Source organism: Paenibacillus sp. PK1-4R (genome assembly GCF_030369595.1).
Taxonomy (GTDB): Bacteria; Bacillota; Bacilli; order Paenibacillales; family Paenibacillaceae; genus Paenibacillus.
Window position 1 is genome coordinate 5,729,301 of sequence record NZ_CP126535.1, and the last position, 12,041, is coordinate 5,741,341.

Sequence of the window (12,041 nt, forward strand, 5' to 3'; positions counted from 1 at the left end):
AAAAAAATCTGGGGATAACAGCGATTGGAAGGTTATTCTGTCATTGAAGTGTATGTGTAAACATCTTTAGTTCAACTTATATCGTCTCTAATCTTGCTCCTCATCTACCGCTTTCAGCGATTCGAGGAACTCGGCTGTGGCCCGATCACGGTCACGCCCCTTCTCTTTAAGCCGCTCAATCGCAGGCATAATGAGAATATCCACTTCTTTCTGCACAATGTAGGCCAGATCATATTGATCCTGTTCCTCGAGATAACCACCGACCTGCATCAGGGCGTTGTATCGATCCAGCTCTTCACGTGTTAATAGTCCCCGGACCTGAACACTACAATGTCTCATCCAAAAAACCGCCCTTTCTTCAGGACTAGCGGAATACCACCAATGATGAACAAATAACGCAGATCAACCAGCTTCTTCAACTGAGCCGCTTTCCAGCCTTTGTATTTCTTGCCGCCTACGACAGCAATGGCTTCACCTTTACCCAATGAAGCAACCGTTCCTTTGCTCGTAAATACAAAAGGTTGCGGCTGTTTCTTGCGGATGGATGCCACGACGTTTTTGGCGCAGTTCACACCCTGCTGCATCGCAATCTGTGCTGTTGGCGGATAAGGGCGTCCTTCCGCGTTGAACACAAGTGAATTATCACCAATGACATAAACATGTTCATGTCCAGGGGCACGCAGGTAGTCGTCTACTTTCACCCGTCCCCGCATCACTTCAAGACCTGCTTGTTCCAGCAGTGAGTTACCGCGAATACCGCCGGTCCATACAACTGTAGCAGCATCGAGCTTTTCACCCTCACCCACAATAACCCCGTCCGGGAGACATTGCTTGATTGGAACACCAATTTTGAAAGTAACGCCCTTCTTCTTGAGCACATTCATCGCATGTTCTACCAATTCCGGATCAAATCCAGGCAAGGCCGAAGGCGCCGCCTCTACATTATAGATGTGCACATGTTTCGGATTCACGTCGAACTCCTTGCACAGCTGTGGAATACGATCTGCAAGTTCAGCTACGAATTCTACACCACTGAAACCCGCTCCACCTACGACAAACCGAATACGATTTCGTTTGTTATCGTTTTTGTACATCGCAAATTGATATTCGATGTGTTCTCGAATCAGTCTGACCGAGTTAATGCTGCGGATTGTCATCGCGTGATCGAGCATACCCGGAATCCCGAAGGTCTCGGGTTCTCCGCCTAGTCCAATAATTAGATAATCATAGGATAACGTGCCATCCTCCAGAATAATCTTCCGATCCTGCAGACGAATCTCCTTCACGGAAGACTTGACCAGATCAATCTTGAACTCATCAATCAGCTTCGAAATGGGTACTCTTGCATGCTCAATGGTATCCGTGCCGGCTGCCGGCATATGTAGATGTGTAGTAATATAATGATAATCATGCCGGTTCACCAATGTGACGTCGGCCTCGTTATAGTTCAATTCCTTCTGCAGCCGCTGGGCTGTCAGAATCCCGCCATAGCCCGCGCCGAGGATGACGATTTTGGGAATACTGCTCATGTCTATACCCCTTCCGGTTTCACTTGCATCAGCCCGATCTTGGGTGAGATGCAAAATGCACATACTTACAAATATTGATGAGGTCTTGCCCATTATGACGACAAATGTTAACTTCGCGAATTTATTTAAACGTTTGCATCAATTTCATAACTCACTAAAAATGGATTTTATGAAACTAGATATCGACATATTGAACTTTTTTGATCTATATCTAGACTTGATTGAAGCAACTAAAGGGTTTATGAAATTGATACGTTTGCACGCAAGTTATCGTTTCAAGTTGTGAAATTAACCACAAGATTCTACAAAACACGGGATCTGTCTTCATATTACATATTGACTCTAAATTAGACAAAAAAACACATAGTACAGGTCAAGGATATCTGTATTTCAAGTAAAGATCAAGGTTTTTTTTGTTATTTTTCATAACCTTTCATTTCCAATTTCATCCTATTCTCATCTGATCTTCATCAATTATTCTCTGATTCGTGACACCGCTAACTTTGCAACCCTGAGTACACCGTTTATAATAGGAAAGACAGTTCAGCACCAATGCCAGTTACGATACGTAGCCTGCACATTCTTTCTGTTAACTACCTATTAAAATATGAAAGGTGTTGTTGATTCTTGACTGCACAAAATTCCAGTCATGATATGACTGATTTACTTATTATCGGTGGAGGCCCTGCGGGTCTGTTCGCCGCGTTTTATGGTGGGATGCGTCAGGCATCCGTTACACTGGTTGAAAGTATGCCACAGCTTGGTGGACAGCTTGCCGCTCTTTACCCGGAGAAATACATCTATGATGTAGCCGGATTCCCTAAAGTAACGGCTCAGGAACTGGTGAATAACCTTGTTGAGCAAATGAGTCATTTTAATCCGAACATCCGCCTTGAAGAAAAGGTTGTATCGGTGGAGAAAAAGGATGAACAACATTTCATCGTGAAGACGGATGAGAATGAATATCATGCCAAAGCAGTCATTATTACAGCTGGTGTAGGTGCATTCGAACCACGTCGCCTGGAGCTTGAAGGTGCTGCCAAGTTCGAGAAGAGCAACCTGCACTACTTCATCAGTGATCTGAATGCCTTCGCTGGCAAAAAAGTACTGATCAGTGGCGGCGGTGACTCCGCGGTAGACTGGGCACTCATGCTGGAGCCTATCGCTGAGCAAGTGACGCTGATCCATCGCCGGGACAAGTTCCGTGCACATGAGCACAGTGTCGAAAACCTGATGAATTCCAAGGTGAACGTTGTTACACCGACCGAAATCACGGAACTTCATGGGGATGACACCATTACCAAGGTAACCCTTTCCCATGTGAAAACCAAAGAAACACAGGAAATCGAAGTAGATGACGTGATCGTTAACTTCGGATTTGTCTCTTCTCTCGGACCGATTGCCGAGTGGGGTATCGAAATTGACAGCAACTCCATCGTTGTTGATTCCCGCATGGAAACATCTATTCCAGGAATCTTCGCTGCCGGAGATATCACAACCTACCCAGGTAAACTGAAGCTGATCGCTGTCGGATTCGGCGAAGCTCCAACAGCCGTTAACAATGCGAAGGTATACTTCGATCCGGATGCCAAGTTGTCCCCAGGACACAGTAGTAACATGAAACGCTAGTTTTGCGGAAATAACATATATTGATACAAAAAAGGGTATCTTACTCCTGAGTGAATCCATATCAGGAGGGATACCCTTGTCTTATATATGCCCGCTGTGTAACGGTCTGGTTGTACCGGAGCAGGCTTGCCCCCACTGCCTTCAGGGACTGTTAGAATGCGGCAAATTGGATGATTACACCGGACCATACAGCCCCTACGTATTCCAACCTTCCTCTGACACGGCAGACGAAGTCGAAAACGTTTGCAATCATGTGATGTACTGTCACCATTGTCAGACGAGCACGCCATGGCCTGTCTCACTATGGGACTTGTCCGGAAACCTGTAACATTGCCTGCAATGAGGATCTCTAGTGAAGAATGGCAGATACGTCGGTACCCAGTTTGCGCTTATGGATTTCTGCCAACAGCAGTGCGATGAAATCTCGTTCGAGATTCAACTCAATCGCTTTATGGTAGGAATCCAACAACATCTCATCGGATAACATAGCCATTTCCCGCCACAACCTTTCCTTTTTTTTCCTCAAAACTATCATATCAGAGATTCATATAGAGAACAAGCGTTCTTGTTATCCACAACGTTATGTGGAAATCCTGTGCATAGTTTGTTGATAAATGGAAAAAATACAGAGTAATCAACGTGTATAGTGTGGACAATATTTATGCACAGGAAGTTTGTACTACTGTCAGAACGTTTATCAGCGTATTTTTTTTGGAATAAATTCATAGTTTCAAGACTTGTTGCGAGTAAATTACCCAGTAATGTAAAATTTCAAACGGTTTTCATACCGTTTTCTTCTATATATTATCGGTTTTTCTTGAATTTTCTTGAGTTTTCCCATTCATTTTCTATTGAGGTCTGGTATTCACTTCCAAAATCCAGATCTTGCCTGAATAATCCAGTCCATAATCAAATCCAAGCTGACCTACACCAGGGAACTGACTTTCCATAATGTACGTACATGTCAGTGTAAGGGAGCGCATCTCCCGGCGTTTGTGCCGACCGGATATATGTGGCAGGGATAAACCAAGAGCTCGCCTTCCTGATAACATGGTGCCACCCTTGCTCAGATTCGTCACACAGAGTCCGGGACGAGCGAGTCGTCCTACTAAAGAACGGAATACCCAGCCTCGTTCGGTTTTGACAACTTTGACTCTGTAATCAACAGGTCTCCCTTGAATTGTTGCCAGATGAATACCTTGCTGGATCAAGTACTTGCGTCTAGCTTTTACACGCACCAGAGAGCGATACATCTGGCTGAAACTGGCGAAAGAACGGGTCGTTTTCATATGGGTGTATCGATAAGCCCCACCGCTCGCCGATACCCGAATGACACCGTAACCACCGCCTCCTACAATAGGTTTGACGTACACCATTCCATAACGACTGAGCATTTGCAGCAGATTACCCGAATTGAATGCCTTGGTCTGTGGGATATGGACAGCAGCTACCGGGTATTTCATCAGAGCCGCTGTCTTCCGCCATTTGCTTGCAAGTTGTCTCGACATGGGTTGATCTCCTTCCTTGAAACAATAGTCCTTCCTTATACATACTCAACAGAAGCCTTGCTTTCTTGGATGTCTGTCCACGGCAAAGGCCCCTTTTCCATGTAACCTGTCCCAGGGGTGATGGCGGAAACAGGAACAAGCGCCCGGTTTGCTTTTCAAACAAGTCAATCTGTCGTATGCTACTAAGGAATGGCTTGGAAGGGCTTAAATATGAGGATCTAAGGAGCGTTCAGAACAAATGGAAGCATTTTTCAAATCACTTTATGGCGTAGCCTATTTTGCAATGTCGATCGTTCTGGTAGCTGTTACGGTACTTCTTTTTGTCACAGGTATTCGACTGTTTATGCAAAAGCGTAATCGCGGCTTTGCCGTGAGTTGTCTTATATTTGCCTGTTTCATCGTCTTTATCATTGTTGTTATGTTAACTACGCCCTTCTCTGCCACACCGCCAGGTTCACCGGAAGCCATGGCTGCCCTTCTTCACTTCGGGTAGTTGAACCTCTGTAGAAGGAGATGCTTATGACACGTACTAATGAAACCTTAGGAATTATTGATATCGGCTCGAACTCCATTCGTCTAGTTATCTATGAACTGGATCAGGACGCAGCCTATCGCATCATTCATGAAGACAAATACGCCGCTCGTCTGAGCAGCGTTGTTGAGTCCGATGGAACCATTTTGCGCCATTCTCTGGATAAAGCCATTACCATCTTGCGTCAATTCAAAGCGACCTGTGAAGCGTATCAGACCAAGCTGATTCGCGCAGCAGCTACCGCAGCTATTCGTAATGCAAGCAATGTCCTGGAGATTATTGAATGGCTGGAGACAGAGACGGGGCTTACCATTGAATGTGTATCGGGAGATCGGGAAGCCTATTATGGGTTCCTTGGTGTTACTCAATCCATTGATCTGGCAGACGGTTATGTCGTGGATATTGGAGGCGGCAGCACAGAGATCACAGTCTTTCGGGATCGGAAGAGGTTACATAGCATCTCCCTCCCCATTGGTGCAGTGAATTCACATGCCCGTTACGGGGGCGAAGATCAGTGGACCGAGGAAAATGCACATGCATTATGCAACGAAGTCATTGAGGCTCTCCGTGGACAGGATTGGATTCGTGAGCATCCTGGTCTGCCACTCATCGGACTTGGGGGCACAATGCGTACACTCGCCAAAGTGGAACAGAAGCGTACCCAGTATTCTCTGCCTGTCACACATCATTATGAGATCAGTGAGGAAGCGATGGAGAACATTGCTCGCTCCTTGCCACATCTCACCTCAGCACAGCGCAAAAAGGTACCTGGGCTCGCCAAAGATCGCGCAGACATCATTGTGCCCGGCGTACTGATCCTTCGAACTGTATTCCAGTTAATACAGGGAGATCGTTATGTGGTTAGTGGTGCGGGTCTACGAGACGGGTTATTGCGAGATTACATGGCTGGAGGTCAGCCGGTCGTTCCGGACGCGCTGAAGGACAGTATCCGCAACTTTATCCACTTTGGTCCGCCTATTCCAGAGAAACGTCTGCAACGGATTCATCAGGATACGGTTACCCTGTATACTGCATTACAAGGTACCCCTCCTGATCAAGCAGATGCCCGAATCCTGTATGCATCCTCCATGCTGCACATGGCAGGTAAACAGATTAACTATTTCCGTTATACACAGCACTCGGCCTATTGGATCATGAATGCAAGTATCTATGGACTTTCTCATCGGGAGACCATTCTAAGTGCCAGTGCAGCTGATTATCATCCCAAAAAAAGAACGCCCCAGCTGCTGAATAAGCACCGGGACATTCTGAAAAACTCGGATGAGCGGCATGCTCATCGTATTGGCTCTCTGCTGCGCGTAGCGGAAGCCATCAATCGATCCGAAAGCATCGCTGCGATTGAAGCAACAAAAGAAAACGACTCGCTGCAGGTGCAATTCACCTGTACAGCTGAGCCGTTACTGGAACTTGATGGCCTGGAAGAGGCCGTCAAGGATCTGAAGGAAGCCTGGGGAGTTACGTTAACGCACTCCATTCAGCAGGCTTCCAAGGGATAATACCCATGGCCTCCGTCTGACTTCTCAGCGGGGGCTTTTCATTTTTTACAAATACATAATTGCCACCAGGCATAAGCTCTCTGGCTTTGACATTATCCATAAGGGACAGATTAAGAATATCAACCAGCATCTTCTTCAGCTCTGGATCAAATACGGGACACATCAGTTCAATTCTTCGATTCAGGTTACGTGTCATCCAGTCTGCACTGGAGATGAATACATCCGGGTTGCCGCTATTCTCAAAATAAAACAACCGTGAATGCTCCAGAAAACGATCCACAATGCTAATGACCCGAATATTCTCACTCAGCCCCTCTACCCCCGGACGCAGGCAGCATACGCCTCGCACAATCAGGTCGATCTGCACGCCGGCTTGAGAAGCCTCGTACAACTCATCAATCATATCCTGATGGGATAAGGAGTTGATCTTGGCAATGATTCTGGAAGGTTTGCCTTTCAGCGCATGCTCCGTTTCTCGACGAATCAGGGCGAACAGTTCATCCTTCATACCATCCGGAGCTACGCGGAATGCCTGCAATGCCTTCGGACCGGAATATCCGGTAATCTCATTGAACAACTCGGATGCGTCTTCCCCAATAATCGGATTGGAGGTGAACAGCCCCACGTCCGTATACACTTTGGCTGTACTCTCATTATAGTTACCGGTTCCTACATGAACATAACGTCTCAGCCCCTGCTGTTCCCTGCGTACGACAAGAATGATTTTGGCATGGGTCTTCAGTCCAACCAGTCCATAAACCACGTGACAACCAGCCTTCTCCAGCTTACGAGCCCAAGCAATGTTACGCTCTTCATCAAATCGGGCTTTCAGTTCCACCACCACCGTGACCTGCTTACCACTCTCAGCCGCAAGTGCAAGTGCCGGAATAAGGCGTGAGTCGCCATTAACCCGATATAATGTCATCTTGATGGCCAGGACTCTTGGATCTTCGGAAGCCTCCAATATAAAATCAGTGACTGGTTCAAACGATTCATACGGATGATGCACCAGTACATCGCGTTTGCGCAGCAGCTCAAAATGACTTTCTCTTGGCAGAAACTCCGGTGGATAGACCGGCTTCACCGGACTGTATTTCAGATGTGAAAAACTTTCCAGACTGTCCACGAATCCCGCCAGAAAACTCAGATCAAGTGGTCCATCAATTTCATATACCGGGTCCTGAATATCAAATTCATCCTGCAATTCCAATAAGGCATCCGGACGAAAATCCTTACAGACTTCCAGTCGTACAGGAGCCCCGCGGCGTCTGCGTCGCAATTCTTTTTCAATGGCCTCAAGCAGATCTTCCGCTTCTTCTTCATTAATAAACAGATCCGCATTGCGGGTCACTCGGAATTCCTGTGCAGCAAGCGAGATATATCCGCTGAAGAGCGTATGGATATGATGTTTGATAAGATCTTCAATCAGTATGAATGTTTTCTTTTTGCTATTCGCCCGAATGGGAGCCTGAACTACTCGCGGCAGATTGGAAGGCACCTGAACAATAGCCATAAACGGCTCGCCCTCTTGCTCCCCTTCCTTCTGAAGCATCACGGACAGATAGACAGACTTGTTGTGTACCAGCGGGAACGGACGGCTCTGGTCAATCGCCATCGGTGTGAGTACCGGAAAAATAATTTCATGAAAGTATTGGTCCATTGCGCGCTGCTGTGTCACATTAAGATCTGTATATTCCTGAATGTTCACGCCTTTTTTGGCTAGTAGACGAATGAGTTCACGATACGTTTTATACTGTTCGGCGACCATGGTCCCGGTTCGTTTGATCAATCTGCGGTACAATCCCGAAGGCGTGTATCCTGTAAAATCTTTTTGCGTGAATCCGGCCTTGATCTTCTCTTTTGTCTCTGCCACCCTTACACTGACGAACTCGTCCAGATTACTAGCGACAATGCCGAGAAATCTCATGCGTTCCAGCAGAGGCGTTGTTGGATCCTGGGCCTCCTGAAGTACGCGCCGATTAAATTCAACCCAACTCAAATCACGATTAACGTAGTTGCCTGTTTTGACGTCTCTATGCATGTATGGCCTCCGAATGTGTTGCATATCTATTCTTGGTTAGAAGTTCTCATATAATTGTACTATTCGTAATCAACATCAAGCGTCAGCGCAGTGTAAACGCTACGTAAAATTTATGTAAATGATACCTCATGGCCGCAACTTTTTCCATCCCTTTACAAAGGTCAATAGACAGAGTAAAGTGAAGTACAGTGTGATTTGGTCCGGTTGCTTGTTCTCATTCCAAATATATTTGATTAAAGGAGTATATAATGAAATCCAACAAACCTAGAACGTTACAAAAAAATATAGAATTTTTCACGGCTGCACTATCCCAATGTATGGTAAGCGCATGGCAGGAAGACCCGGCTGGCGTCTATTGCGAGGTCGGTTGTGGCATTGTGGAGCGGATCAGTGAAGACAGTGTGCGCATCCGAAACAATGACGGAACAAAGAGCCATTATGCACGAGATATCACGATGTTCCAGACTGAAAAATAATTTTGCGTAAAAACGTAAAAAAGACTAGCTTTCCGAAACCAGGTGTTGTATACTCTTGCCACAAGGAAAGGAGGTGCGTCAACATTTCTAATCACATGTTGAACGTGTCCCTTACCCGATCCACTAGCTCAAATTAAATGAGTCTGGTGGAGGCGCGGGATACGGATCAATGTTTCAAAAAGCGCCACGGGTAGAAAAGCCGTCTTCGGACGGCTTTTTGTTTTCTCATTTTCTGTAGAGAGGTTGAGAAAACACCCAAAATATTGGAAATAGACCCTTTAGTAGAGCAAACCAAGATGGCTATAATTAGGATGCAACTCAACCTAAATCCGAGGAGGCATCTTGTAATGTTCAAAAATGTAAGGGGTTTCAAGACATCCATCATGTTGGCTTTTGTTTTGTTATTCACCTCCATCATGTTGCCCGCAGGTCAGCATGCCAGCGCAGCACCAAGTTTCGCCAAAGGAGCTGACATCAGTTGGGTTCCCGGAATGGAAGCCCAAGGTTACAAATGGAAAGATAAAAACGGGGTACAGCGTGACATCATTGATATTTTGAAAAACGACTATCAAATCAACTCCGTTCGCATTCGGGTCTTTGTTAATCCTTCGAATGATTATGGGAACGGTTACATGAATAAGGATCGTGCGGCTGCACTCGCACAACGTGCCAAGAATGCTGGCATGAGTGTAATGCTTACCCTGCACTACAGCGATTCCTGGGCAGACCCTGGTCAACAAACCAAACCTGCTGCCTGGAAAAATTATACGTTCCAACAGCTCATGGATGCGGTATGGAACCACACTCGTGATGTGATGACGGCGATGCAAAGCAAAGGCGTCACCCCTGACTGGGTTCAGATCGGTAATGAAACAAGCAACGGCATGTTATGGGAAGATGGCAAAGCATCCACTAACATGAAAAACTATGCGTGGCTGGTGAACACAGGCCATAATGCCGTGAAATCCCTGAGCAGCGGCACCAAAACCATTGTGCATCTGGCAGGTGGAGATGATAACGCCCTCTATGTATGGAATATTGGTGGTCTGATCAATAACGGAGCTAACTTTGACATGATCGCCATGTCCCTCTATCCTTCAGCTTCCGGCTGGAACACCGCTGTGACAAATACGGTAAACAACGCCAAGGATATGATCAACCGTTATGGTAAAGAGATCATCATCTCCGAAATTGGCATGGACAATAACCAGGCTGCAGCTGGAAAAAGTTTTGTTGCTGCGATGAAAAACCAAATTCGTAATCTGCCAAATGGCAAAGGTAAAGGTGTATTCTACTGGGAGCCTCAGGCTACACCAGGATACAACGGCGGCTACGGCAAAGGCGCATGGCAATCCAATATGATGCCAACGGCTGTCATGGAAGGATTTATTGACTAGAACACGGAGAGGTTAGAAGTTTGGATGGGAGCAGTGGTGGGCGTTCCGGTGGCGGATCGTTCTTATGATCGCTGTTATCCCCAGATTTTTATGAATTCCCCTGATAAGGGGAAAATCCGGGGATAGCCTATGCTTCCGATGTAGCTTTCTTGCAGAAAGCTTTCAGGCGAACGCTCCGCTTCTTCAGAATCGATTCCGCCCCCTCCACTACGTTGCTGCTCCTTGAGACACTTCTAAAACCGTGTGTAGTCAAATGGATTAAGTAGTAAGGTAAAACAAGGCCTAGAGGCGCTGTTCCCGGTGGGATGAGCGCCTTTTGGCGATGAAGTGCGTTGAGGGGGCCGCGTGGTGGCGTTCCGGTGTCGGATCGTTCTTATGTTCGCTATTATCCCCAGATTTTTATGAATTCCCCTGATAAGGGGAAAATCCGGGGATAAAGGCGCACGCTCCGCTTCTTCAGAATCGATTCCGCCCCCTCCACTACGTTGCTGCTCCTTGAGACACTTCTAAAACCGTGTGTAGTCAAATGGATTAGGTAGCAAGGTAAAACAAGGGCTTGAGGCGCTGTTCCCGGTGGGATGAGCGCCTTTTGGCGATGAAGTGCGTTGAGGGGGCCGCGTGGTGGCGTTCCGGTGGCGGATCGTTCTTATGATCGCTGTTATCCCCAGATTTTATGAATTCCCCTGATAAGGGGAAAATCCGGGGATAGCCTATGCTTCCGATGTAGCTTTCTTGCAGAAAGCTTTCAGGCGAACGCTCCGCTTCTTCAGAATCGATTCCGCCTCCTCCACTACGTTGCTGCTCTATGAGGCACTTCTAAAATCATGTCGCGATCAATCGAGGAGGGGTGTACCACTCGGGCTGGAGACTGATGTTCTTTTGGCTTACATATGAATATAATAAGTTTATTGAGATAACACATAGGATCAACTTTTTAGGAGGCATAAGGATGAGTTTTTTAAAAGGGCTCGGTCAGTTAGCTGGGGAAGTTACCGGAAAAGTGTTGGGCGGCAGCGTGAGAGTTGTTGGTGAAATTGCAGGAAGCCCCTTTATCAAAGAAGTCGGAAACGGCGTAGAGAAAGCTACGATTAATACAGGCAAAACCGTGGGACAACTGGCTAGCGGGACATATGATCTTGCCAGTGGTGCAATTCGAAAAGATGATACCGCCATAGACGCGGGACTTGCCGATATTGGAGGTGCTGTAACCAATACCGCAAAAGGTGTAGCGATATCAGCCAAGTATGTATATAACAGCGGTAAAGATGTTGTTGTGGGCATGCAAGAGGAAGATAAGGACAGAGTCAAGCTTGGTGCCAAGAATCTTTTAGCTGCTGCTGCGGTAACAACACTCGCTGTCGGTGTCATTGATGCAGTTGATGGGGCTGAAGGTGTAGATACGTAGGATTTGG

General features: G+C 46.6%; 12 protein-coding genes. 7 read left to right on the forward strand and 5 right to left on the reverse strand.

Annotated elements, in window-relative coordinates; genetic code table 11:
* Positions 1–87 precede the first annotated feature (87 nt).
* Together QNO02_RS24865 and QNO02_RS24870 are read right to left on the reverse strand one after the other, a co-directional pair.
* The gene (locus tag QNO02_RS24865) at positions 88–339 is read right to left on the reverse strand and encodes a hypothetical protein (protein ID WP_091037868.1); all 252 of its coding nucleotides are present in this window, start codon (positions 337–339) and stop codon (positions 88–90) included.
* A complete protein-coding gene (locus tag QNO02_RS24870) occupies positions 336–1,529 on the reverse strand; it encodes an NAD(P)/FAD-dependent oxidoreductase (protein WP_036605766.1) in 1,194 nt (397 codons plus the stop codon). Before QNO02_RS24870 ends, QNO02_RS24865 begins: the two co-directional genes overlap by 4 nt.
* Positions 1,530–2,183: 654 nt before the next feature.
* On the opposite strand from QNO02_RS24870, the gene QNO02_RS24875 reads away from it, so the two are divergent.
* Both QNO02_RS24875 and QNO02_RS24880 read left to right on the forward strand, forming a co-directional pair.
* A complete protein-coding gene (locus QNO02_RS24875; protein WP_240768303.1) occupies positions 2,184–3,158 on the forward strand; it encodes an NAD(P)/FAD-dependent oxidoreductase in 975 nt (324 codons plus the stop codon).
* Between the two features lie 76 nt (positions 3,159–3,234).
* The gene (locus QNO02_RS24880) at positions 3,235–3,486 is read left to right on the forward strand and encodes a hypothetical protein (RefSeq protein WP_074096361.1); all 252 of its coding nucleotides are present in this window, start codon (positions 3,235–3,237) and stop codon (positions 3,484–3,486) included.
* 21 nt (positions 3,487–3,507) lie between these two features.
* On the opposite strand, the gene QNO02_RS24885 is transcribed toward QNO02_RS24880, so the two are convergent.
* Both QNO02_RS24885 and QNO02_RS24890 read right to left on the reverse strand, forming a co-directional pair.
* Positions 3,508–3,651, reverse strand: a complete 144-nt coding sequence (locus QNO02_RS24885; RefSeq protein WP_017692430.1) for a sporulation histidine kinase inhibitor Sda — start codon at positions 3,649–3,651, stop codon at positions 3,508–3,510.
* A gap of 355 nt (positions 3,652–4,006) precedes the next feature.
* The gene (locus QNO02_RS24890; protein ID WP_091037871.1) at positions 4,007–4,666 is read right to left on the reverse strand and encodes a YheC/YheD family protein; all 660 of its coding nucleotides are present in this window, start codon (positions 4,664–4,666) and stop codon (positions 4,007–4,009) included.
* A gap of 238 nt (positions 4,667–4,904) precedes the next feature.
* Between QNO02_RS24890 and QNO02_RS24895 the strand changes: the two genes are divergently transcribed.
* Both QNO02_RS24895 and QNO02_RS24900 read left to right on the forward strand, forming a co-directional pair.
* Entirely contained in the window at positions 4,905–5,159 is a 255-nt protein-coding gene (locus QNO02_RS24895; RefSeq protein WP_017692428.1) for a hypothetical protein, read from the forward strand.
* Between the two features lie 26 nt (positions 5,160–5,185).
* Complete coding sequence (locus QNO02_RS24900; protein ID WP_091037872.1) at positions 5,186–6,715, forward strand: Ppx/GppA phosphatase family protein; 1,530 nt, start codon at positions 5,186–5,188, stop codon at positions 6,713–6,715.
* On the opposite strand, the gene ppk1 is transcribed toward QNO02_RS24900, so the two are convergent.
* Positions 6,675–8,756 carry a polyphosphate kinase 1 gene (ppk1, locus tag QNO02_RS24905; RefSeq protein WP_091037874.1) on the reverse strand — a complete coding sequence of 694 codons (2,082 nt, stop codon included), beginning with the start codon at positions 8,754–8,756 and terminating at the stop codon, positions 6,675–6,677. The two genes, QNO02_RS24900 and ppk1, sit on opposite strands and share 41 nt — an antisense overlap.
* Before the next feature lie 248 nt (positions 8,757–9,004).
* Between ppk1 and QNO02_RS24910 the strand changes: the two genes are divergently transcribed.
* The 3 genes from QNO02_RS24910 to QNO02_RS24920 all read left to right on the forward strand — a co-directional run bounded on the left by QNO02_RS24910 (position 9,005) and on the right by QNO02_RS24920 (position 12,034).
* Positions 9,005–9,232, forward strand: a complete 228-nt coding sequence (locus tag QNO02_RS24910; protein ID WP_017692425.1) for a hypothetical protein — start codon at positions 9,005–9,007, stop codon at positions 9,230–9,232.
* A gap of 347 nt (positions 9,233–9,579) precedes the next feature.
* Positions 9,580–10,629: a glycoside hydrolase family 53 protein gene (locus QNO02_RS24915; protein WP_445671078.1), complete on the forward strand. Its 1,050-nt coding sequence runs from the start codon at positions 9,580–9,582 to the stop codon at positions 10,627–10,629.
* A 949-nt stretch (positions 10,630–11,578) separates the two neighbouring features.
* Positions 11,579–12,034 carry a hypothetical protein gene (locus QNO02_RS24920; RefSeq protein ID WP_133387456.1) on the forward strand — a complete coding sequence of 152 codons (456 nt, stop codon included), beginning with the start codon at positions 11,579–11,581 and terminating at the stop codon, positions 12,032–12,034.
* The last annotated feature ends 7 nt before the right edge of the window (positions 12,035–12,041 follow it).